Here is a 21,732-nt window from a genome sequence, read left to right on the forward strand (position 1 = left end):
GCAGTCGAGTCCTTTCCGAAGGGTTCGAAGGGCTTGCCGCCGGTTCTGCGCTAACACGAGAAAGGACAACCATGCCTCTTTATGAGCATGTCTTTTTGGCGCGCCAGGATGCCAGCGCCCAGCAGGTTGAAGAGCTCACCACCCAGATCACCGGCGTGATCGAAGGTCTCGGCGGCAAGGTCACCAAGACCGAGTCGTGGGGCCTGCGCTCCCTGACCTACCGCATGAACAAGAACCGCAAGGCGCATTTCGTGCTGCTGAACATCGACGGCCCCGCCGCGGTGGTCTCGGAGATCGAGCGCCAGGAGCGGATCAACGAAGACGTCATCCGTTATCTGACGGTGCGCGTCGACGAACACGAGGAAGGCCCCTCGGCGATGATGCGCAAGGCCGATCGGGATCGCGAACGCGACGACCGTGGCCCCCGCGAAGGTGGCTTCCGCGGTGATCGCGAAGGCCGTGGCGACCGCGACGGTTTCCGTGGCGATCGTGGTCCGCGCCGTCCGCGTGAAGACGCCGACGCCCCCGCAGCAGCAGTCGAGGAGTAAGCACTATGGCTGAAGCAGGTGCACGCCGTCCGTTCTTCCGCCGCCGCAAGACCTGCCCGTTCACGGGAGCGAATGCGCCGAAGATCGATTACAAGGACTCCAAGCTGCTGATGCGTTACGTCTCGGAGCGCGGCAAGATCGTGCCGAGCCGCATCACCGCCGTGTCCGCCAAGAAGCAGCGCGAGCTCGCGCGCGCCATCAAGCGCGCCCGTTTCCTCGGTCTGCTGCCCTACGTGATCCGCTAATCGAAGTAGCCCCGCGGCGTCCGCGCCGCGGGGCTCTCTTTACTTCTCTCATAAGGCTTCCGGGTCGTCCGGTCGCCGATGGTTGGGGCGAAACGCCTCTAACCGCTCGAAGGGAGCGGGACAGCTGATGATGATCAACATTCTGATCGCGCTCGCCGCCGGCTGTGCTTCGGCGCTGATGTTCGTCTCGATCATTTCGGGCGCGCTGATCTCCTTGCTGCTGTTCTATCTGGCGCCGCTGCCGCTGATGGTTGCCGCGCTCGGCTGGGGCGTGCTCGCCGCCGCGATCGGCGGCCTGATCGCAGCCCTCGGGCTCGCCGCGCTGGTCAGCTTCCCCTACGCCATCGCCTTCGTCGTCACCATTGCGGTACCGGCATGCTGGCTCGGTCACCTCGCCCTGCTGGCGCGGCCGGCGGAAGCCGCGCAAGGCGAGACGCCTGCGCTGGAATGGTATCCGGTCGGCCGCCTGATCGCGTGGATGGCAGCATTCGCTGCGGCCACCACCATGGCCGCGCTATTCACGCTCGGCACCGACGGCGCCACCATCAATGACAGCCTGCGCAATGGCCTGCAGCGCGCGCTCGGCCCGCGCAGCACACCCGGCAGCGACGCCGCCCTGGTCGATGCGCTGGTGGCCATCGCACCGCCCGCAGCTGCCACCGTGGCGATGCTGACGCTGACGCTCAATCTTTGGCTGGCCGCGAAGATCACCTCCACCTCCAATCGGCTGAGCCGGCCCTGGCCGGATCTGCGGACCGTGACGCTGCCGCCGATGACGCTGGCGGTGTTGTCGCTGGCGCTCGCGCTCAGCTTCGTCGGCGGCTTGACCTCGATGTTCGGCAAGACCGCCAGCGCCGCGCTGTTCGTCGCCTACGGCCTCACCGGCGCGGCGACGCTGCACACGCTGACGATGGCGTCGCGCAGCCGACTGTTTCTGCTCAGCTCGACCTACGCGTTGATGCTGATCTTCCTGTGGCCCGCCGTCGGCCTGATCGCACTCGGCCTCGGCGACGCCTTTCTCAATCTACGGCAGCGCTACTTCGAGCGCCGCTCAATGCCGCCTCCCCCCACTCACTAGTTCAACATCTTTCGCAAACACACGAGGAGATCATCATGGAAGTCATTCTGCTGGAACGTGTCGCCAAGCTCGGTCAGATGGGCGAGCTGGTCCGCGTCAAGGACGGTTTCGCGCGCAACTTCCTGCTGCCGCGTGGCAAGGCGCTGCGCGCCACCGCCGCCAATCGCGAGAAGTACGAGCACATGAAGGCCGATCTCGAGGCGCGTAACATCGCCGCGAAGGCCGAAGCCACCAAGGTCGCCGAGAAGATCGACGGTCAGAACGTGGTGGTGATCCGCCAGGCGTCGGAAGGCGGCCAGCTGTTCGGTTCGGTGTCGGTGCGCGACATCATCGCCAGCTTCGACGGCCAGGGCGTCAAGATCGATCGCAGCCAGGTGCTGCTCGACGCGCCGATCAAGACCATCGGCAAGCACAGCATCCAGGTCGCGGTGCATCCGGAAGTCGAAGTCGCAGTTTCGGTGACCGTGGCGCGCAGCGCCGAGGAAGCCGAGCGCATCAACCGCGGTGAAGACATCTCGACCCGCCGCGAAGACGAAGACGCCGCCGCCGAGGCGCTGGCCGCCGCCGGCGAGTTCTTCGATCCGGACGCGCAGTTCGGCGAAGAGCAGCCGACCGAAGAGTAAGCCGCTCGCGCAGCAGACCATCGACGAAGCCCGGCCTGAGTGATCAGGCCGGGCTTTTTGCTGCCGTCTGGCGGTGTCGGCCGCATCCCAAATTGCCGCCGCATCGTCCCATGAAAAAGGGCCGCGCATCGCGCGGCCCTTTCAATGTCAGCAGCCTTCAGGGCTTATTTCGAAGCGGGCACATCGGCCGTACCAGACGGCGGCTGAGCCGGCTGCGGCACCACCTCGGTCGACGGAGCAGACGGCGTGTCCGACCGTCGGGCCGGCGGACCAGCCGGTGACGGCGGCGGAGCAGCCGGCTTCGGCGTCGCGGCGGCCGGCGCGGCGGATTCGGGCGCCTTGGTTTCGGAGGGAGCCGCCGGCTTGGCCGGCTCAGGCTCAGCAGCCTTCGGCGCCGGCGTCACAGCCGGCACCGGATCGGTGTGAGCCGGAGTTTCGGCGGCCGGAGCCGCGGCGGGCTTGCCTGCGCCCTGCTTCGGAGCGGCGCCAGCCTCGCCCTTATTCGGCTCAGCCGCGGGCGCTTCAGGCTTGGCAGCTTCAGGCTTGGCAGCTTCCGGCTTGGCCGCTTCGGGCTGAGCCGGCTTCTCGCGCAGCCGCTTCTTGTCGCGGCGCTTCTTGGTCGGCTTGGCTTCCGGCTCAGGCGCGGCAGTCGGTTGTGCTTCGACGCCCGGAGCCGGGGCTGCGGCCTCGGCCGGCGGCTCAGCCTCGACTGGCGCGGCGCGGCGCTTGGACTTGCGACCGCGTTGAACCTTGGGCTCTTCCGCCTGGGGTGCCGGCGCAGCCTCGTCCGGAGCAACCGCTTCGGGAGCGCCGCGGCGCTGGCGGCGCTGCTTGGGTTCGGAAGGCGCATCCTGGCGGCTGCGAGCGTCAGTGGCGCCGTTCGACACCAGATAGGCGCTGAGAGCCGAGGCCATTTCGCCGCTGGTGGTGTAGTGCTGTCTCAGAAACGCCCCGACCGCATTCGGCGGCACGGTGCGGAGCAGACCGCGGGGGCTCTTATGGCAGACCGAGCAGGTGCTCGCGAAGATCTGTGCCGAGCTCTTGCCCGCCTCTAAATTCTGGGCCCGGGCGGGCTGCGCGACGGTGATCCCAAGCGCGAGCAGTACCGCTACCGAACTGAGCAATCGGCTTACCATTTAGCCCTCCGATGCAAAAAATCGCCGCAGCAGCGGCGGTGACCTTTTAGCGAATTGTGAGATGATTGGAAGCGGAGAGATGGAACATCACCGTGCATGAAATGAGGCAGCTGATCAGCCTCTTTGTCATGACGCGGATGTTACCTGTGAACGCTTCGGCCGTGCCTGGGTGACAGCGATAAGAACAAAGCCGCACGGTCGCCGTTGATGCAGTCGAGGCGCTGCTTCGCTGTCGGCGTCCGGTTTTGGGGCAAGTCGATGGACGGAGTATTTCGTCTACTGCTCGGCCGCTTCATCCAACGCGGCACCATCATTTTCACAACCGCAGGCGGCACCACCTTCACCTGCGGCGACGGGACCGGCGAACCAGTCCATGCTCGACTGACCTCGCCCCTCGCCCAGCGTCGCCTGCTGCTCGATCCCGAGCTCGCGCTCGGCGAGATCTACATGGACGGCGGACTAGTGATGCAGCAAGGCTCGATCGCCGACCTGCTTGCGGTCGCCATGGGCCAGCCTGACTGGACTCCGCGCTGGGCCAAACTTCACGGCCTGGTGCGCTATTGGATCCGGACCCTGCACCAGTTCAATCCGCGCAGCCGGTCGCGCAACAACGTCGCTCACCACTACGATCTGGACGGCCGGCTCTACGCGCTGTTTCTGGATTCCGACAAGCAATACAGCTGCGCGTATTTTGAGACGCCCGACGCCAGTCTCGACGACGCCCAGCTCGCCAAGAAGCGCCATGTCGCAGCGAAGCTGTTGACCACGCCAGGACAACGCGTGCTCGACATCGGTTCAGGCTGGGGCGGCTTGGGGCTGTATCTGGCTGAGACCTGCGGCGCAGATGTCACCGGGGTGCAGATGTCACCGGGGTAACGCTGTCGCGGGAGCAGCTTCGGGCGGCCAACGCACGCGCCGCCGAGCGGGGCCTTGCCGATCGAGCCCGCTTCCTGCTGCAAGACTATCGCGACGTCCCCGGGCCGTTCGACCGCATCGTCTCTATCGGCATGTTCGAGCATGTCGGCGTCGATCACTACGACACCTACTTCCGCCGCTGTGCCGAATTGCTCAAGGGCGACGGCGTGATGCTGCTGCATTCGATCGGGCGCTCCGAGGGTCCCGGCTTCACCAATCCTTGGATCGCCAAATACATCTTCCCGGGCGGCTACCTGCCTGCGCTCTCCGAGGTGCTGCCCGCCATCGAACGCGCCGGGCTTCTGGTTTGCGACATCGAGATCCTGCGGTTGCACTACGCCGAGACGCTGAAAGCGTGGCGCGAGCGGTTCCTGGCGCATCGGGAAGAAGCCGAGCGGCTATACGACGCGCGGTTCGTCAGGATGTGGGAGTTCTATCTGGCCGCGTCGGAGATGTCGTTCCGGAAGCAGAACACGATGGTGTTCCAGATCCAGCTCACCCGGCGCCAAGGGGTGGTGCCGATCACGCGCGACTATATTGCGGCGGAGGAGAAACGGCTGCGCGGGATGGAAAAGAGCCGCACGCCGCGGCTGCAACTCGCCGGCGAATGACCCCGGTGGAGTGCAATATTCTCAGCTGACGAGAAGGATGGGGGCCTCGTGGTCCGCCGCCGGCGGCAGCGGGCGTGCCAGATGAGCCTCGGCGGCGCACAGCAGTTCGCGGTCGCACGGCCGATGCTCGGCCTCTTCCGCCGCGGCGCGCTCGAAGGAATCGATCAGCGAGGTCAGCCAATCGCGATCGGAGTGGTCGTGGCAATACTGCTGCGCCATCTGCTCTGTCCATCATCCGAGGCACCTCGCGAGCCGCAGCGAAGTCCTCGACGCTCTTGCCCTGTACCGCGTCACCTTGTTCGAGTGCATCCCGCCAGGCGGGAACCTCAGTGATCACGTCTGCCGATATCCTCGCCGAAAATTCTTACGAATCCCCGACTGGAGCGGATCGATCTGTCTCGACCGTCCATTTTGAACTGTCGTCCGACCGCCGCTGAAGGTTCAATGCCGCCCGAGGTCGTGCCGGAACGCGTCAAGCACGGGTGATGGCGGCTCCGGCGGTCATCCACATCCTTGTCGCGCTGGTGCATAACGCGCGATTGCGGCTTTCGCTCCCAAGGAAATCGGCGCTTTAGTCGCGCCCCGCATCCGACAAATTCGACCCGATTATCGAGAGCTATGGCCGCATCTGATTCGAACGTTCTAAAGCTCGCTCCGGAACCCGGCGCGCCGGCCTTCCGGACCGCGCCGCACAACATCGAGGCCGAACAGGCCCTGCTGGGCGCGATCCTGGTCAACAATGATGCGTTCTACCGGGTGTCTGACTTCCTCGAGCCGAAGCACTTTTTCGAGCCGATCCACCAGACCATCTTCGAAACCGCTGCCAGCATCATCCGCGCCGGCAAGGTCGCCACTCCGGTCACGCTGAAGACGTTCCTGGCCGCGGATCTCGATCTCGGCGGTCTGACGGTCGCGCAATACCTGGCGCGCCTCGCTGCCGAAGCCACCACCATCATCAACGCCCAGGATTACGGGCGGACCATCTACGAGCTGTCGCTGCGCCGCGATCTGATCGGCATCGGCACCGACATGGTCAACGTCGCCTTCGACGCGCCAGTCGACTTCGCGCCGAAGAACCAGATCGAAGACGCCGAGCGCCGGCTTTACGAACTGGCAGAATCCGGCCGCTACGACGGCGGCTTCCAGAAATTCTCCCAGGCGCTGACCACCGCGGTCGACATGGCGGCGAAGGCGTTCCAGCGCGACGGAAAACTGTCGGGCATCTCCACCGGGCTACGCGACCTCGACACCCGGATGGGCGGGCTGCAGCACTCCGACTTGATCGTGCTCGCCGGCCGCCCCGGCATGGGCAAGACCGCGCTCGCCACCAACATCGCCTACAACGTCGCCAAGGCTTATCGCGGCGAAGTGCAGCCGGATGGTTCGACCAAGACCGTCAACGGCGGCATCGTCGGCTTCTTCAGTTGCGAAATGTCGGCCGAACAGCTCGCCACCCGTATTCTCGCCGAGCAGGCCGAGATCGCCTCGAGCAAGATCCGCCGCGGCGGCATCTCGGAAGCCGACTTCGACAAGCTTCGCGACGTCTCGATCGAATTGCAGTCGCTGCCGCTGTTCGTCGACGAAACCGGTGGTCTGTCGATCGCCCAGCTCACCGCCCGCGCCCGCCGCCTGAAGCGGCAGAAGGGCCTCGACATGATCGTGGTCGACTACATCCAGCTGCTGCAGGGCTCCAGCAAGAAGGGCGACAACCGCGTCCAGGAAGTCACCGAGATCACCACCAGCCTGAAGGCGCTGGCCAAGGAATTGAACGTCCCCGTCATCGCGCTGTCGCAGTTGTCGCGTCAGGTCGAATCCCGCGACGACAAGCGCCCGCAGCTCTCCGACTTGCGTGAATCCGGTTCGATCGAGCAGGACGCCGACGTCGTGATCTTCGTGTTCCGCGAGGAATACTATCTGCAGAACAAGGAGCCGCGGCCCGGCACGCCCGAGCACGAGAAGTGGGCGACCGACATGGAGCTGGTCCACGGCAAGGCCGAAGTGATCATCGCCAAGCAGCGTCACGGTCCGACCGGCACCGTCGATCTGCAGTTCGAAGGTCAGTACACCCGCTTCAGCGATCTCACCGACGACAGCCATCTGCCAGAACGGATTTGACGCCGGAGCGGATCTGAGCCGCGCCGGCTGCCGTTGAACGGCCCGCAGGCAACGCATAAGGTGCGCTATGCATATCCTTCCCGATCCGAACGCCACCGTCGCCGAGTTGTTGACGCCGGAGGCGGGCAAAGCTGCTGAGTTCGCCGCGGCCAACGCGGCCGCGTCCGGCATTCTCACCATCGATCTCGACGCGCTGGTCGCGAACTGGCGCAAGCTCGAAAAGACCGCCATCCCCTCCGAATGCGCCGGTGTGGTCAAGGGCGACGCCTATGGCTGCGGCGCCGGCCCCGTCACCAAGGCGCTGCTCGCGGCCGGCTGCAAGACCTTCTTCGTCGCCACGCTGAGCGAAGCACGCGTCGTGCGCGAAGCCGCGCCCAACGCGACGCTCTACGTGCTCGACGGGTTCTTCCCGAACTCAGGCGACGAATTCGCCAAGCTGAATTGCCAGCCGGTGATCGGTGATCTGTACGAACTCGCCGAATGGGACGTGTTCTGCCGCCGCACCGGTTGGCGTGGCGGCGCGGCGCTTCACATCGACACCGGCATGAGCCGGCTCGGGCTGACCATCGTCGAGGCGCAAGGCATCGTGCCGCGCATCGTCGCCGGTGACCACGGCATCACGCTGGTGATCAGCCACCTCGCCTGCGCCGATCTCGTCAACCATCAGCTCAACGCCAAGCAGGCCGCGGCATTTCGCGAGATCGCCGGTCAGTTCACCGGCGTGTCGGCGTCGCTGTCGGCTTCGTCTGGCATCTTCCTCGGGCCGCAGTTCGCGTTCGATCTGGTCCGCCCCGGCGCGGCGCTGTACGGCATCAACCCCACGCCGGAAGCCGACAATCCGATGCAGCCGGTGGTCGACCTGAAGGCTCGTATCGTCCAGGTCCGCAGCGTCGAGCGCGGCGACACCGTCGGCTACGGCGCGACCTGGAGCGCACGGCGTCCGAGCAAGATCGCAGTGGTGTCGGCCGGCTATGCGGACGGTTACTTCCGCGCGGCCGGATCGAGCGACGGCACCCGCGGCGCCGACGTGATCATCGCCGGTCAGCGCTGCCCGATCGCCGGCCGGATCTCGATGGACCTGCTCGCGGTCGACATCACCGACCTGCCCGCCAACGCCGCGCGCCGCGGCATGATGGCCACCCTGATCGGCGACGGCATCACCGTCGACGAACTCGGGCATCACTTCGGCACGATCGGCTACGAGGTGCTGACCAGCCTCGGCCGCCGCTACACCCGGATCTACAAAGGCGGCGACGCCAAGCCGCAAACCGAACCGGCAGCGGTCGAGCCGGTGGCTCCGGCGAGCTGAGCCGCGCTTCAACTACAAACTCTCCCCGTCATTGCGAGGAGCGAAGCAACGAAGCAATCCAGCACAGTGAACTACGCTGGATTGCTTCGCTTCGCTCACAATGACGGATGGCCTCGCTTCGCTTTTCAATCTTCGTGGACCAGAAACAAAAAGCCGGTGATCGCCGCCATGAAGGCGAATGATCCGGCGACGCCGACCACGAAGATGATGCGCACCAGGATCGGCGCCTCGCTGGTCGCGATCACGCTCGACAGACCGAAGTAATTGTTGAACAGCACGATGCCGGCGAACAGCGCGCCGAACGCCGCGCCCATGCCGAAATGGCCGGCGACCTGGCGCCATTTGCGGCGCTCGTGATCGTTGTCGTGACGACGCGGGGTCATTGCACCGGCGAGCTTAGCTCACCGGCATGAACGCGGCCAGCGGAACCCGGCTGGGCCTGCGGCGGCGTCACGCGATACAGCGCGACATAATTGCCCCGATAGGCCGGCGAGAGCTCCGGCGACGGCACGGTGGCCGGCGGCTCGAGCATCAGCACCGCGTCGAAGCGGTGGGGCCAGTCGGCGAGATAATTCTTGCAGCGGTGCCCCGCCTGCCCGACCTGCAACGACGCCGTCTCCATCAGCATCGACAGCTCCACCGGCTCGCAAAGCGGCGCCGCATAGGACGCAAACGCCGGCTTCACCACCATCGGCTGCTGCGTGGCGTCGGCAAACATCAACGGCCAGAACGCGCGCCGCTCGATCGTCAGCAGTGCCCCGACGTGGTTGTCGAGCGGGAAGTAACGGGCCAACGCGCGGCCGGCCTGCGCCGCGGCAATGATATCAACCGCGCGGCCGCGGGCCATCAGCACCCGCTCGCCAGGCTCGACATGTGCGATCGCAGCGCGCAGCTCGGCGAGATCATGGCGATGGTCGTACCAGTCCTTCGATACATAGGCCGATCGCCCGGCGATCAACGCGATCACCAGTGCTGCAACGGCCACAGCGCGGCGCGGCGAGAGCTGCGGCAGCATGCCGGCGAACAGCAGCACGGCCGCCATCACCGCGAGGCGAATGTCGAGAAAGCTGCCGCCCTTGTACATCGCCGGCACGATCACAAAGCCAGCCGCCAGCACCACCAGGGTCAGCGGCAACGCCGGCGCCCACCGCGCACCGGTTATCACCAGTCCGAGCGCGATCAACAACGCACCGACGCTCAGCATCGTCACGACTTCGCTGGTCGTCATCACCGGCGCAAATAGATCCCACATCTTCGCAAGGCCGCGCCACGGGCCGACCCCGGCGCCGGCTTCGGAGAGCGGGCTTGCCAGATACAGCGCGACCGCCGGAGCGAGCGCGAGCGTCAGCAGCAGGGCCGAGACCGCCATCTCGCGGAACACCGGCGCGCCATCCCGCCGGGCTCGCACGATCCGCGCCATCTCTTCGCTGCCGATCAGAAGCGCGAACAGCGCCACGCCGAAGATGTGCGAGAAAAAGGTCAAAGCGGCGAATGCGGCACCGATCACCACCGCCGCCACGTTGCGGTTACGCCGGCGCAGCGCGATCCAGGCGGCCGCGCCGATCAGCGCGAGACCGAGCGACAGCAGGAAATTCATGAAGCCGAGAAAGAACACGGCGTTGTAAGCGACGACGCCGGAGGCGAGTGACCAATAGGAGAACCGGCCGAACACCACGCGGTGATACACGATGGCGCCGATCACCGGCATCAGCAGGCTGAGCGCCAGCAGGATGCGGCCGCCGACGTGAACGCTCGACACCTTGAGCAGCGCCGCGCCGATCACGTCCATGCCGAGATTAGGCAGGATCCGCCAATGCGGCGCGTACACCTGCGACAGGATTGGATCGTCCGGATGCGCCAGCACGAAGTAGCGCGCCAAATGATTGGGATAGTCGAGCACCGGCGGCACGTCGACCATCAGGAGCGGCACCAGCAGGACAACCAGAAGCGCGGCCGCCGCAGCCCACCAGCCGAGCGTCGGTCCGCCGCCCGGCGCGGCATCGGCAGCCTTGATCATCACGCGAAGTCCCCTCGCCCCGTGTCTGGTCGCGGCGGATCATCGCGCGCTGCGCGTTAGCACGAGGTCAATGCAGGCCCTGAAACCTGGGCGGCGATCGCTCGAAATTGGACGGTGAAAGGCACGCATCCTAAACAAAGAGTAAATATCGCGATATCGAGGATGCGGCATTGACTGGCGAAACAGAAGTTCGTCATCACGCTTTGCAACTCGCGCGCGCCGGCGCCGGCCATCCCACCGGCATCGTGGTCTCGACCGGCCCGATGAGCCCCTGTTCCTGTACAACGGCTTTGCGCGCGGCACCTCATCAGCACCGAGGCAGCAAATTCGCTCCGGGCCTATGCCAGCACTCCGGTGACGTTCAAACGCTTCGGCGCGCTGACCTGAGAGGTCGTATTGTGGGTCTCAAACCAGGCGCTGCGGCGGCCAACTAATCGGGCCGATCCCGTGCGTCGCAATCAGTGCCGCGAGAACAGGTCGCGCAGCCGGCACAGCGTGGTGGTGATATCGAAGCGCTGGTCGGGCAAGGCTTCGCCCTTGACGATGTGCTCGAGCGCCGTCGCCGGGTCGGTCTCGCCGGTGAGCAGCACGTCGGCGCCGCGCTTCTTCATGTGACGAACGAAGCCGTCGCCAGCGCTGCCCGCGACGATCAGCTCGACGCCGTCGAGCGGATGCGGGCCGTCGTCCTTGAAGTAGTGCGGGAGTTGTTCTTTCGTCAGTTCAACCTGGGACGGCGGTGGCAGCGGTCGACCGTCGCGATGCTCGGCGAGATCGTACACCATCCAGCGTGACGCCTGCCCAGCATGACCGCTGATCGTGGCCCAGTCTTGGGTAGGGATGGCGATCTTCATGTCCGGTCTTTCCCATGCACTTTCGAGGCGGCTGCTGATTGTCGGGATCCTCGATCAAATCTCGGCATCTGTCTGCTGGACCGTTGACGAATAGAACAAAATGTGAACATCAATGACACACCTTTCCGGGTCAAGCCGAGCACCCTCATGGCCAAAGCTTCCTCCTCCTTCGTCTGTCAGAACTGTGGTGCGGCGTTCAATCGCTGGCAGGGCAAATGCGAGGCCTGCGGCGAGTGGAATACGCTGGTCGAAGAAGCCGGTGACAACGCAGTGCCGGTGTCGATCCGCGCCAAGCGGCGGGGCCGGACGTTCAAACTCGAATCGCTGGCCGGCAAGAGCAACGACGCCCCTCGCCTGCCCTCCGGCATGGCCGAACTCGACCGTGTCACCGGCGGCGGCTTCGTGCGCGGCTCGGTGCTGCTGGTCGGCGGCGATCCGGGTATCGGCAAGTCGACGCTGCTGACCCAGGCCACAAGCCTGATGGCCAAGGCCGGTCACCGCACCGTTTACATTTCCGGCGAAGAAGCGATTGCCCAGGTGCGGCTGCGCGCCGAACGGCTCGGCCTCGCCTCGGCACCGGTCGAGCTCGCCGCCGAAACGTCGGTCGAGGACATCGTCGCGACGTTGTCCGAAGGCGCGACGCCGAAGCTGATCGTGATCGATTCAATTCAGACGATGTGGACCGACACAGTGGAGTCGGCGCCCGGCACGGTGACCCAGGTCCGTGCCTCGGCGCAGGCGCTGATCCGCTTCGCCAAGAAGACCGGCGCGGCGATCATCCTGGTCGGCCACGTCACCAAGGACGGCCAGATCGCCGGCCCCCGCGTCGTCGAGCACATGGTCGACGCGGTGCTGTCGTTCGAAGGCGAAGGCTCGCAGCAGTTCCGCATCCTGCGCTCGGTGAAGAACCGCTTCGGCCCGACCGATGAGATCGGCGTGTTCGAAATGACCGGCCTGGGGCTGCGCGAAGTCAGCAACCCGTCGGAGCTGTTTCTGTCCGAGCGCGACCTAGGCTCGCCGGGCACCGCCGTATTTGCCGGCATCGAAGGCACCCGGCCGGTACTGGTGGAATTGCAGGCACTGGTGGCCCCCTCGACGCTCGGCACGCCGCGGCGCGCGGTGGTCGGATGGGATTCGGCGCGGCTGTCGATGGTTCTGGCGGTGCTCGAAGCGCACTGCGGCGTCAAGCTGAGTGGCTACGATGTCTATTTCAATGTCGCCGGCGGCCTGCGCATCAACGAGCCCGCCGCCGACCTTGCCGCCGCTGCAGCCCTCGTATCATCCCTAGCGAACGCACCGCTGCCGACCGACGCGGTGTATTTCGGCGAGATCTCGCTGTCGGGCGCGGTTCGCCCGGTGGCGCAGACCCCGGCGCGGCTGAAGGAAGCCGCCAAACTCGGCTTTGCCCGCGCGGTGCTGCCGGAACAGACCCGCGGCGAAACACCCGCTGATGCCGGTCTGGCGCTGCAATCGGTCGGCGGCCTGTCCAGTCTGGTGGCGGATATCGCCGCGCGCGGCACGCGGCGGGGCGACGACGATGGTGCGCCGCGGACGAAAGCTGCCTCAAATGCAACACCGGCGCGATTCCGGCGCCAGGAAGCTTGAAGCGGCGTGACGTTTCCGGGACGCGCCGCTATACAACGGCCGCGCAAGCTGAACGTATCCGGCCACCAAGCTTTAACCCAGCGGAACATTGCTGTAGCGAGGCGGACGGGGGTGGTTTTCTCGCCTTGCGCCGCGTGCCATACCACCGTCACCTGTGCCGACCCCGTGCACGCCGATTCGCCGTTGTGCTGACCGAGCGGACCTGACCTGCCGATGCCGATTACCATCCTTGATCTCGTTGTTCTCGCGGTGATGTTGGTGTCGGGGCTGCTCGCGATGGTGCGCGGCTTCATGCGCGAAGTGCTGTCGATCGCGGCCTGGGGCGCCGCCGCGCTGGTGACGCTGTACGCATTTCAAAAGCTGATGCCGACAGCGCGGACCTATTTCTCGTCGGAGACGGTCGCCGCCGTGGTGGTGATCGCTGGCGTGTTCCTCGGCACCCTGATCATCGTGTCGATCATCACGGTGCGGATCTCGGACATGATCCTGGATTCGCGCATCGGCGCGCTCGATCGCACCCTCGGTTTTCTGTTCGGTCTCGCCCGCGGTCTTCTGATCGTGGTGGTGGCGTATCTGTTCTTCAACTGGCTGGTGCCGGACAAGCAGCGCCCCGAGTGGGTCACCAACGCGAAGTCGCGCACCGTGCTGCAAGGAACCGGCGATTGGCTGATGACGCTCTTGCCGGACGACCCTGAAAATACCATCTTGAAGCGGTTCAAGAAGAACAAGCCGGAAGAAGACCAGCAGCAGACCGAGGATTCGGCTGCTCCCGGTGCCAATGACGGCTACAGCAAACCCGCCCGTGACGGCCTGAAAAAGCTGATAGAGGGCAAACCGGCCACGCGCTGAGCGTGTCCTACAAGAGAGGCGCGATGGACGCGATGCTCAGCTCTTCCGACGACGCCGCAACGCCCGCTTCGGACGCTCGCGACCAGCACATCCTCGACGATACCGTTTTCGATACCGATGGTGACACGCTGCGCGAAGAGTGCGGCGTGTTCGGCATTTTCGGGCACCCCGATGCCGCCGCGATCACCGCGCTCGGCCTGCACGCCCTGCAGCACCGCGGTCAGGAAGCCGCCGGCATCGTCTCGTTCGACAACGGCCGGTTTCATTCCGAGCGCCGCCTCGGCCTGGTCGGCGACACCTTCTCCCGCGCCGACGTAATCGCGCGGCTGCCGGGCAATTCGGCGATCGGCCACGTCCGCTATTCGACCACCGGCGAGACCATCCTGCGCAACGTGCAGCCGCTGTTCGCCGAGCTCAATGCAGGCGGCTTCGCGGTCGGCCACAACGGCAATCTCACCAACGGCCTCACCCTGCGCCGTGAGCTGATCCGCAGCGGCGCGATCATGCAGTCGACCACCGACACCGAAGTGATCCTGCATCTGGTCGCGCACTCCAAGAAGACCCGCTTCATCGAGCGCTTCATCGAGTCGCTCCGCGCGCTGGAAGGCGCCTACTCGCTGGTGTCGCTGACCAACAAGAAGCTGGTCGGCGCCCGCGATCCGCTCGGCATCCGCCCGCTTGTGCTCGGCGAACTCGACGGCTGCCCGATCCTGGCGTCGGAGACCTGTGCGCTCGACATCATCGGCGCGCATTACGTCCGCGACGTCGAACCCGGCGAAGTCATCGTGTTCGACCGCCATGGCGTCACCAGCCACAAGCCGTTTCCGCCGCAGCCGCCCCGCCCCTGCATCTTCGAGTACATCTACTTCGCGCGCCCGGATTCGGTGGTCGGCGGCCGCTCGGTGTACGACGTCCGCAAGGCGTTCGGCGCCCAGCTCGCGCTCGAGAGCCACGTCGAATCCGACGTCGTCGTCCCGGTGCCGGATTCTGGCGTGCCGGCGGCGATCGGCTATTCGCGGCAGTCGGGCGTGCCGTTCGAACTCGGCATCATCCGCAACCACTATGTCGGCCGCACCTTCATTCAGCCGACCCAGAGCGTGCGCGAACTCGGCGTGCGGATGAAGCACTCGGCGAACCGCGCCGCGATCGAAGGCAAGCGGATCGTGCTGATCGACGACAGCCTCGTCCGCGGCACGACATCGAAGAAGATCGTGAAGATGATGCGCGATGCCGGCGCCCGCGAGGTGCATTTCCGCATCGCCTCGCCGCCGATCACGCACCCGGACTACTATGGCATCGACACCCCGGACCGCGCCGGCCTGCTCGCCGCGACGCATTCGCTCGAAGAGATGCGCGACCTGATCGGCGCCGACACGCTGGCATTCCTGTCGGTCGATGGCATCTATCGCGCGATGGGCGAACCGGGCCGCGATCCGGCGTTGCCGAAGTTCACCGACCACTGCTTTACCGGCGACTATCCGACCGGCCTCACCGATCTCAATCAGACTGAGTCGGCGCCGCGGCAATTGTCGCTGCTGGCCGAGGCGAGCTGATCGGGCAACGGCCTTTGGCGTCGTCCTCGGTCTGCCGGTGACGACGCCCACGATACCTCTTTTAGAGGATGGATACTCGGGTCCGGTCCGCGTATGAGAATGCGCGATATATCTTGAGCCGGACCTGACATGACCCAACCTCTCGCCTCCCGCATCGCTCTCGTCACCGGCGCCTCGCGCGGCATCGGCTATGCCACCGCAAAGGCGCTCGCCAAGGCTGGTGCGCACGTCATCGCCGTCGCCCGCACCCAGGGTGGCCTCGAAGAGCTCGACGACGAAGTGCGTAAGGACGGCGGTCATCCGCTGACGCTGGTCCCGCTCGATCTCACCGACTACCAGGCCATCGGCCGCCTCGGCGGCACGATCTACGAACGCCACGGCAAGCTCGACGTCCTGGTCGGCAACGCCGGTATCGGCGGGCCGTCCTCGCCGCTCGGCCATATCGAGCTGAAGCCTTGGCTCGACGTCATCGGCATCAATCTGAATGTGAACTTCCAGCTGGTCCGCTGCATGGAACCGCTGCTGCGCGCCTCCGACGCCGGCCGCGCCGTATTCCTGACCTCGCGCGCCGGCGGTAAGGCACCGGGCTATCGCGGCCCCTACGCGGCATCGAAGGCCGCACTGGAAACGCTGGTGCAGGTGTGGGCCAAGGAAGTGGTCAACACCACGCCGATCCGCATCAACCTGTTCGATCCCGGTCCGACCCGCACCAAGCTGCGCGCCAGCGTGATGCCGGGCGAAGATCCCGAGACCCTGCCGACGCCGGACCAGGCGGCCGAGCTGCTGCTGCCGCTGTGCCTGCCGTCCTTTACAGAAACCGGCAAGCTGTTCGACGGCCCCTCTCGCACCCTGAAAGACCCCCAGGCCGATTGACTTCGGCCCGGCAGCGCGATTGACTGACTGCAAGCGGGGAAACATCCGCAGTCAATCAGCTATCCATACATAAGGGGGAAGTGATGAGAGGAGTGTTCTCGCACGCCATCGCTGCTGCGTTGGTGAGTGCGGCGTTGATCCTGCCGGCGTCGGCCCAGTCCGGCGACAAGACCGCTAAGATCGGCGTACTTAACGACATGTCGAGCCTGTACGCCGACATCGGCGGACCGAACTCGGTCGTCGCCGCCAAGATGGCGATTGCCGATTCCGGGCTCGAAGCAAAAGGCTGGAAGATTGAACTGGTCTCCGGCGATCACCAGAACAAACCGGACATCGGCGTCAATCTGGCGCGGCAGTGGATCGATGTCGACAAGGTCGACCTGATCACCGACACGCCGAACTCCGGCGTCGCGCTGGCGATCAGCAATCTGGTCAAAGAAAAGAACAGCATCCTGATGAATTCAGGCGGCGCCAGCGCCGATCTGACCGGCAAGGCGTGCAACGCCAACACCATCTCGATGACTTACGACACCTACATGCTGGCGCACGGCACTGGTCAGGCCCTGACCAAGGCCGGCGGTGATACTTGGTTCTTCCTCACCGCCGACTACGCGTTCGGCGCCGCGCTCGAGCGCGACACCACCGCGGTCGTCAAGGCCAATGGCGGCAAGGTCATCGGCAGCGTCAAGCATCCGCTGAATACACCGGACTTCTCGTCGTTCCTGCTGCAGGCGCAGGCGTCGAAGGCCAAGGTGATCGGCCTCGCCAATGCCGGCGGCGACACCACCAACTCGATCAAGCAGGCCGCCGAGTTCGGCATCACCGCGGGCGGCCAGAAGCTGGCCGCGCTGCTGCTGTTCATCAACGACGTGCACTCGCTCGGGCTGAAGACGGCGCAAGGCCTGACCTTCACCGAATCCTACTATTGGGACCTCAACGACAACACGCGTGCGTTCGCGGACCGCTTCCAGAAGCAGGCCAAGAACAACGCCAAGCCGTCGATGACCCAGGCCGGCGTGTACGCCGCGGTGCTGCATTATCTGAAGACGCTGGAGGCGATGGGCGGCAATCCGCATGACGGCGCCAAGGTCGTCGCCAAGATGAAGGAGATCCCGGCGGACGATCTGCCGTTCGGCAAGTCGGTGATCCGCGCCGATGGACGTCGCTTGGTGCCGGCGTTCCTGTTCGAAGTGAAGTCGCCGGCCGAATCCAAGGGCCCGTGGGACTACTACAAGAAGATCGCCGACATCTCCGCCGAAGACGCTGCGCGTCCGCTGGCGGACAGCGAGTGCCCGCTGGTCAAGAAGTAAGCCGGCGATCCATCATCCGCTCAGCTTTCAGGCGCCGCTTGCGGCGCCTGTTTGCTGTCGGCGGCAGGCGATGCGAAGGCCACGATCACCACGGACACGACCAGAAGCGCACCAGCGAGCAGGAACGGCGCCCCGGGCAGCTGCAGCGGCGCGCCAGCATCGATGAAGTACGCGAAGATCATCGTGAACAGGAACGGGCCGATCAGTTCGGCGACACTCTTGACGCTGGTGGTGGCGCCCTGCAACTGGCCCTGCTGCGACGGCGAGACCAGCCGCGTCATCATCCCCGAGGTTGCCGGCCCGGCGATGCCCCACAGCGTCATCACCGGAATGCCGATCCAGAACAGCGTCCCGCTCGGCGCCAGCGCATAGATCAGGAAGCCGAGCGCACCGCCGCCATAGCCGATGATCTGCGCGTTGCGCTCGCCGAACAGCTTCACCGCGGGGCCGACCAACCCGCCCTGCACGATAGTGGTGCAGACGCCGACGAACGCCAGCGCCAGCCCGATCGTGGTCTGATCCCAGGCATAGCGATAGCCGGTGTAGAGCACGAAGGTTGCCGGCAGCGCGACATGCGCCACCTCGGCACAGAACTCGACCACCGCAAGCGCCGCCAATCGCGCGTTCGAACTCAGCAGCCGCACCGCCCCGATCGGATTGGCGGACTTCCAGCGGAACGGCGAGCGTCGGTCTCGCGGTAACGACTCCGGCAATACAAACAGGCCGTACAACGTATTCGCCAGGCTCAGCGCCGCAGCCACCCAGAACGGCAACCGCGGATCCACACCGCCGAGCAGACCGCCGATCGCCGGCCCAAAGGTGAAGCCGAGTCCGAACGCAGCGCCGACCATGCCGAACACCGCCGCACGTTTTTCCGCCGGCGTGACGTCGGCGATATAGGCGAACGAGGTCGAGATGCTGGCCGAAGTGATGCCCGAGATCACCCGGCCGACAAACAGCCACCACAGCGACGGCGCCAACGCCATCAGGACGTAGTCGAGGCCGAGCCCCAGATTAGACAGCAGGATCACCGGGCGCCGCCCGAACCGGTCCGACAGCCCGCCGAGGATCGGCGAGGCGAACAGCTGCATCAGAGCCCAGGCGGTGCCGAACAGCCCGTAGATCCGCGCCGCGTTAGCGGTGTTGTCGTCGGAGAAACTCTCGATCAGCTTCGGCAGGATCGGCAGGATCATGCCGAGGCTGAGCATATCGAGCGCGATGGTGATGAAGATGAAGCCGACGGCGGCGCGGCGCGGCCCGGTCATGCCGGGCACCGGCGTCTGCTGCGCTGCGGCTTCCTCGGTCATGACTTGCGTTTACGCTTGTGCGCGAACGGATTGGCCTTCTCGCGCAGCGTGATCCGCACCGGCGTGCCGGGCAGATCGAACGCACCGCGCAGGCTATTCACCAGATAGCGCAAGTACGATTCCGGCACCGCGTCGGCGCGCGAACAGAACACCACGAAGCTCGGCGGCCGCGCCTTGGTCTGGGTGACGTAGTTCAGCTTCAGGCGGCGGCCCGAGACCGCCGGCGGCGGGTTCTGCGAAATCGCCTGCTCGAACCAGCGGTTCAGCGCCGCGGTCGGCACACGCCTGTTCCACACCGCATAGGCATCCTGGATCGCCTGCATCAGGCGGTCGACGCCCTCGCCCAGCATGCCCGAGGTGGCGACGATCGGCACGCCCTTGATCTGCGGCAGCCAATGGTCGGCGTCGGTGCGCAACTGCGCGATCTGGCCGCCCTGGCGCTCGATCAGGTCCCACTTGTTGACGGCGATCACCAGCGCCCGGCCCTCGCGCTCGACGAGGTCGGCAATCCGCAGATCCTGCTCCTCGAAGCGATTCTGCGCGTCCATCATCAGCACGACGACTTCGGCGAAACGCACCGCGCGCAGCGCGTCGGCGACCGACAGCTTCTCCAGCTTCTCTTCGATCCGCGAGCGGCGGCGCAGTCCCGCAGTATCGAACACGCGGAAGTCGCGGCCCTTCCACTCGACCTCGACGGCGATCGAGTCTCGGGTGGTGCCGGCTTCGGGGCTGGTCAGCAGCCGCTCCTCGCCGAGCAGGCGATTGATGAAGGTCGACTTGCCGGCGTTGGGACGGCCAACGATCGCCACGCGGATCGGCCGAGTCGCGATCGCTTCCTCGCTCTGGTCGGCAGGCTCGTCGTCTTCCTCGTCCTCGACCGGCTCCGGCAGCAGCGGACGAAGCGCATCGTAGAGTTCGCCCATGCCCTCGCCGTGCTCGGCGGAAATCTGCACCGGATCGCCGAGGCCGAGCGCGTAGGACTCCATCGCGCCGATCTCGCCGCTCTTGCCCTCGCTCTTGTTGGCCACCAGCACCACCGGCTTGTTGGCGCGGCGGGCGAAATCGGCAAAGGCACGGTCGTTGGGCGTCAGGCCGGCGCGAGCGTCGAACACGAACAACAGCGCATCCGCCAGTTCGATCGCTGTTTCGGTCTGCTCCTGCATTCGGGCGGTGAGCGAGCCCTTCGGCCCCTCGTCGAGGCCCGCCGTGTCGATCAGAGTGAAGTTGAGATCGCCCAGCCGGCCTTCGCCTTCACGGCGATCGCGGGTGACGCCGGGCGCATCGTCCACCAGCGCCAGCTTTTGGCCGACGAGGCGGTTGAATAGCGTCGATTTGCCGACGTTGGGCCGGCCGATAATTGCGAGGGTGAAAGACATGGCTGATCCGTCGCCGAGAAGCGGCGGCCTGTCAATGTCGCTCGGGTCAGACCTTCGAGGTCGGAGCCCTTTATTAGCGCTGGAAGCTGCCGCTCGGCAGCGGCGCCGGGAACGACGGAGCCGTTCCGGAGGACTGCGACTGGGCCGGCGCGGGGGCAGACGACTGATCGTCGGCCGGCGGGGTGGTGACGCGGCGGCGCGACTGCTTGGCCGGCTTCGGCGCCGGCGGCACGGCGGCGGCTCCGCCCTCCTCCTCGGCAGCCGGTTCGGCGGCGGGTTCAGGCGCTGCTGCGGCCGGGCGTCGGGCTGCAGAGCTATGCCGGCTCTTGGAGCGAGCGGCAGGCTTCGGCTTGTCTTCGACCGGCGCAGGAGCGGCGTCGACGGCGGCCTGCTGGCGCTGCTGCTGCTCGACCTCGTCTTTGTACAGGTTCCTCGGCACGCCCTGCTCGAGGCCCGGCACACCTTCCGGAAACACCGGCTTCCGTTCGCCGGCGAGCTTCTTCTTCTGATCCAGGAAGTCGAACATGTCGGTCGGATCGAAGCTGCTCATGCTACCACAGCCGGCCAGAGCGCTGGACAGCGCGACCAGCACGGCGAGTGGAATCAGGCGGTGCGACAGGCGCATGGATTATCTCTCACAATCTTTGGTGTCGCGGTCGCTCGAACGACGTCAGCTCTTGGTCGCAGTGGGCGGCAGCAGCGCCTGAAGCACATCGGCGCGGCTGCGCAGGCTGCCTGGGGTTTCGGCGTCGGTGGTGATCTTGTCGATCCACTGCCGGGTCGCCGCCACGTTGTTGGCCCGCCAGGCCGACAGCGCCAGCAGTTCGCGCGCAGTATGACGGAACGCGCCATTGCCGGACGCGACCGGCTCGAGGCGCTGCACCAGATCGTTATAGCTCGCGGTCTCCAGCACCAGGTTGGCGGCGCGGATGCTGGCGAGCTCGCGGAACGGCGCAGCGAGGCTGCGATCGGCCGCGATCTCGTCGTAACGCTTCAAAGCGGCTTGCGCGTCGCGCGTGCCGATCTCGGCAGCAGCGCGCAGCCGCGCAAGAGTGCGATAGCCCGCAGGCGCCGAGGCCGCGATCTTGTCGAACGCAGCTTCTGCCTCAGCATGCTTGTTCTGCTCGGCGAGATCAGCGGCGGCGGCAAACGCCGCGCCGGCTTCAGCCGCCTTCTTGGCCTCGTAATATTCGTAGCCGCGCCAAGCGCCGACTCCGACGACGATCAGGAGCGCCCCGCCGACGATAACGAGCGAGTACTTGTCCCACAGCCTCTTGAGCCGCTCGCGACGCAGCTCCTCGTCGACTTCATTAAATAATTCAGACACTTGGAGATTTTTCCTGTCCCGACAGCGCAGCATCCTGGCGGGTGCTGCCGCTCGCCCATCCCTCGCGGTCGCGCGGGCGATACC

At 66.0% G+C, this 21,732-nt stretch carries 20 protein-coding genes and 1 pseudogene; 12 read left to right on the forward strand and 9 right to left on the reverse strand.

Annotated elements, in window-relative coordinates; genetic code table 11:
- Positions 1–71: 71 nt before the first annotated feature.
- The 4 genes from rpsF (at position 72) to rplI (ending at position 2,494) form a co-directional block, all read left to right on the forward strand.
- Entirely contained in the window at positions 72–548 is a 477-nt protein-coding gene (rpsF, locus tag HZF03_RS15475) for a 30S ribosomal protein S6 (RefSeq protein WP_011158622.1), read from the forward strand.
- A gap of 5 nt (positions 549–553) precedes the next feature.
- A complete protein-coding gene (rpsR, locus tag HZF03_RS15480) occupies positions 554–793 on the forward strand; it encodes a 30S ribosomal protein S18 (protein WP_011158623.1) in 240 nt (79 codons plus the stop codon).
- Between the two features lie 127 nt (positions 794–920).
- On the forward strand, positions 921–1,871 hold the full coding sequence (locus tag HZF03_RS15485; protein WP_119018200.1) for a hypothetical protein: 951 nt from the start codon (positions 921–923) through the stop codon (positions 1,869–1,871).
- 35 nt (positions 1,872–1,906) lie between these two features.
- Positions 1,907–2,494: a 50S ribosomal protein L9 gene (gene rplI, locus HZF03_RS15490; RefSeq protein WP_011158625.1), complete on the forward strand. Its 588-nt coding sequence runs from the start codon at positions 1,907–1,909 to the stop codon at positions 2,492–2,494.
- A gap of 164 nt (positions 2,495–2,658) precedes the next feature.
- On the opposite strand, the gene HZF03_RS24560 is transcribed toward rplI, so the two are convergent.
- A complete protein-coding gene (locus HZF03_RS24560) occupies positions 2,659–3,630 on the reverse strand; it encodes a hypothetical protein (RefSeq protein WP_119018199.1) in 972 nt (323 codons plus the stop codon).
- 258 nt (positions 3,631–3,888) lie between these two features.
- On the opposite strand from HZF03_RS24560, the pseudogene HZF03_RS15500 reads away from it, so the two are divergent.
- Positions 3,889–5,156 (forward strand): annotated as a pseudogene (locus tag HZF03_RS15500) (class I SAM-dependent methyltransferase).
- Between the two features lie 21 nt (positions 5,157–5,177).
- On the opposite strand, the gene HZF03_RS15505 reads toward HZF03_RS15500, so the two are convergent.
- A complete protein-coding gene (locus tag HZF03_RS15505; RefSeq protein WP_011158628.1) occupies positions 5,178–5,375 on the reverse strand; it encodes a hypothetical protein in 198 nt (65 codons plus the stop codon).
- Positions 5,376–5,774: 399 nt separating this feature from the next.
- On the opposite strand from HZF03_RS15505, the gene HZF03_RS15510 reads away from it, so the two are divergent.
- On the forward strand, positions 5,775–7,271 hold the full coding sequence (locus HZF03_RS15510) for a replicative DNA helicase (protein ID WP_011158629.1): 1,497 nt from the start codon (positions 5,775–5,777) through the stop codon (positions 7,269–7,271).
- 67 nt (positions 7,272–7,338) lie between these two features.
- A complete protein-coding gene (alr, locus tag HZF03_RS15515; RefSeq protein WP_119018198.1) occupies positions 7,339–8,580 on the forward strand; it encodes an alanine racemase in 1,242 nt (413 codons plus the stop codon).
- A 125-nt stretch (positions 8,581–8,705) separates the two neighbouring features.
- On the opposite strand, the gene HZF03_RS15520 is transcribed toward alr, so the two are convergent.
- The 3 genes from HZF03_RS15520 to HZF03_RS15530 form a co-directional block, all read right to left on the reverse strand.
- Positions 8,706–8,963, reverse strand: a complete 258-nt coding sequence (locus HZF03_RS15520) for a hypothetical protein (RefSeq protein ID WP_119018197.1) — start codon at positions 8,961–8,963, stop codon at positions 8,706–8,708.
- Positions 8,960–10,597, reverse strand: coding sequence for a hypothetical protein (locus HZF03_RS15525; protein WP_119018196.1), 1,638 nt, complete (start codon positions 10,595–10,597; stop codon positions 8,960–8,962). Before HZF03_RS15525 ends, HZF03_RS15520 begins: the two co-directional genes overlap by 4 nt.
- A 458-nt stretch (positions 10,598–11,055) precedes the next feature.
- Positions 11,056–11,448, reverse strand: a complete 393-nt coding sequence (locus HZF03_RS15530) for a NifB/NifX family molybdenum-iron cluster-binding protein (protein ID WP_011158633.1) — start codon at positions 11,446–11,448, stop codon at positions 11,056–11,058.
- 147 nt (positions 11,449–11,595) lie between these two features.
- Between HZF03_RS15530 and radA the strand changes: the two genes are divergently transcribed.
- From radA to HZF03_RS15555, 5 genes are all read left to right on the forward strand, one after another.
- A complete protein-coding gene (gene radA / locus HZF03_RS15535; protein ID WP_012496535.1) occupies positions 11,596–13,053 on the forward strand; it encodes a DNA repair protein RadA in 1,458 nt (485 codons plus the stop codon).
- Positions 13,054–13,266: 213 nt separating this feature from the next.
- On the forward strand, positions 13,267–13,902 hold the full coding sequence (locus HZF03_RS15540; RefSeq protein ID WP_011158635.1) for a CvpA family protein: 636 nt from the start codon (positions 13,267–13,269) through the stop codon (positions 13,900–13,902).
- Between the two features lie 23 nt (positions 13,903–13,925).
- The gene (purF, locus tag HZF03_RS15545) at positions 13,926–15,455 is read left to right on the forward strand and encodes an amidophosphoribosyltransferase (protein ID WP_011158636.1); all 1,530 of its coding nucleotides are present in this window, start codon (positions 13,926–13,928) and stop codon (positions 15,453–15,455) included.
- Positions 15,456–15,584: 129 nt separating this feature from the next.
- Positions 15,585–16,328, forward strand: coding sequence for an SDR family NAD(P)-dependent oxidoreductase (locus HZF03_RS15550; RefSeq protein ID WP_011158637.1), 744 nt, complete (start codon positions 15,585–15,587; stop codon positions 16,326–16,328).
- 83 nt (positions 16,329–16,411) lie between these two features.
- Positions 16,412–17,638 (forward strand): ABC transporter substrate-binding protein, encoded by a 1,227-nt coding sequence (locus tag HZF03_RS15555; protein ID WP_011158638.1) that lies wholly within the window; start codon positions 16,412–16,414, stop codon positions 17,636–17,638.
- A 20-nt stretch (positions 17,639–17,658) separates the two neighbouring features.
- Here the strand turns inward: HZF03_RS15555 and HZF03_RS15560 are convergent, their stop codons facing one another.
- From HZF03_RS15560 to HZF03_RS15575, 4 genes are all read right to left on the reverse strand, one after another.
- Positions 17,659–18,945, reverse strand: a complete 1,287-nt coding sequence (locus tag HZF03_RS15560; protein WP_119018195.1) for a TCR/Tet family MFS transporter — start codon at positions 18,943–18,945, stop codon at positions 17,659–17,661.
- The gene (gene der / locus HZF03_RS15565; protein ID WP_011158640.1) at positions 18,942–20,321 is read right to left on the reverse strand and encodes a ribosome biogenesis GTPase Der; all 1,380 of its coding nucleotides are present in this window, start codon (positions 20,319–20,321) and stop codon (positions 18,942–18,944) included. Before der ends, HZF03_RS15560 begins: the two co-directional genes overlap by 4 nt.
- A gap of 73 nt (positions 20,322–20,394) precedes the next feature.
- The gene (locus tag HZF03_RS15570) at positions 20,395–20,946 is read right to left on the reverse strand and encodes a hypothetical protein (protein ID WP_119018194.1); all 552 of its coding nucleotides are present in this window, start codon (positions 20,944–20,946) and stop codon (positions 20,395–20,397) included.
- A gap of 45 nt (positions 20,947–20,991) precedes the next feature.
- Positions 20,992–21,648: a tetratricopeptide repeat protein gene (locus tag HZF03_RS15575; RefSeq protein ID WP_119018193.1), complete on the reverse strand. Its 657-nt coding sequence runs from the start codon at positions 21,646–21,648 to the stop codon at positions 20,992–20,994.
- Positions 21,649–21,732 lie beyond the last annotated feature (84 nt).

This window comes from Rhodopseudomonas palustris (assembly GCF_013415845.1).
GTDB classification, from domain to species: domain Bacteria; phylum Pseudomonadota; class Alphaproteobacteria; order Rhizobiales; family Xanthobacteraceae; genus Rhodopseudomonas; species Rhodopseudomonas palustris_F.

Excerpts from the sequence above, each read along its gene's own strand:
- rpsF (WP_011158622.1), top strand. The coding sequence starts at position 72 with ATGCCTCTTTATGAGCATGTCTTTTTGGCGCGCCAGGATGCCAGCGCC.
- rpsR (WP_011158623.1), top strand. The coding sequence starts at position 554 with ATGGCTGAAGCAGGTGCACGCCGTCCGTTCTTCCGCCGCCGCAAGACC.
- HZF03_RS15485 (WP_119018200.1), top strand. The coding sequence starts at position 921 with ATGATGATCAACATTCTGATCGCGCTCGCCGCCGGCTGTGCTTCGGCG.
- rplI (WP_011158625.1), top strand. The coding sequence starts at position 1,907 with ATGGAAGTCATTCTGCTGGAACGTGTCGCCAAGCTCGGTCAGATGGGC.
- HZF03_RS24560 (WP_119018199.1), bottom strand. The coding sequence starts at position 3,630 with ATGGTAAGCCGATTGCTCAGTTCGGTAGCGGTACTGCTCGCGCTTGGG.
- HZF03_RS15505 (WP_011158628.1), bottom strand. The coding sequence starts at position 5,375 with ATGGCGCAGCAGTATTGCCACGACCACTCCGATCGCGATTGGCTGACC.
- HZF03_RS15510 (WP_011158629.1), top strand. The coding sequence starts at position 5,775 with ATGGCCGCATCTGATTCGAACGTTCTAAAGCTCGCTCCGGAACCCGGC.
- alr (WP_119018198.1), top strand. The coding sequence starts at position 7,339 with ATGCATATCCTTCCCGATCCGAACGCCACCGTCGCCGAGTTGTTGACG.
- HZF03_RS15520 (WP_119018197.1), bottom strand. The coding sequence starts at position 8,963 with ATGACCCCGCGTCGTCACGACAACGATCACGAGCGCCGCAAATGGCGC.
- HZF03_RS15525 (WP_119018196.1), bottom strand. The coding sequence starts at position 10,597 with ATGATCAAGGCTGCCGATGCCGCGCCGGGCGGCGGACCGACGCTCGGC.
- HZF03_RS15530 (WP_011158633.1), bottom strand. The coding sequence starts at position 11,448 with ATGAAGATCGCCATCCCTACCCAAGACTGGGCCACGATCAGCGGTCAT.
- radA (WP_012496535.1), top strand. The coding sequence starts at position 11,596 with ATGGCCAAAGCTTCCTCCTCCTTCGTCTGTCAGAACTGTGGTGCGGCG.
- HZF03_RS15540 (WP_011158635.1), top strand. The coding sequence starts at position 13,267 with ATGCCGATTACCATCCTTGATCTCGTTGTTCTCGCGGTGATGTTGGTG.
- purF (WP_011158636.1), top strand. The coding sequence starts at position 13,926 with ATGGACGCGATGCTCAGCTCTTCCGACGACGCCGCAACGCCCGCTTCG.
- HZF03_RS15550 (WP_011158637.1), top strand. The coding sequence starts at position 15,585 with ATGACCCAACCTCTCGCCTCCCGCATCGCTCTCGTCACCGGCGCCTCG.
- HZF03_RS15555 (WP_011158638.1), top strand. The coding sequence starts at position 16,412 with ATGAGAGGAGTGTTCTCGCACGCCATCGCTGCTGCGTTGGTGAGTGCG.
- HZF03_RS15560 (WP_119018195.1), bottom strand. The coding sequence starts at position 18,945 with ATGACCGAGGAAGCCGCAGCGCAGCAGACGCCGGTGCCCGGCATGACC.
- der (WP_011158640.1), bottom strand. The coding sequence starts at position 20,321 with ATGTCTTTCACCCTCGCAATTATCGGCCGGCCCAACGTCGGCAAATCG.
- HZF03_RS15570 (WP_119018194.1), bottom strand. The coding sequence starts at position 20,946 with ATGCGCCTGTCGCACCGCCTGATTCCACTCGCCGTGCTGGTCGCGCTG.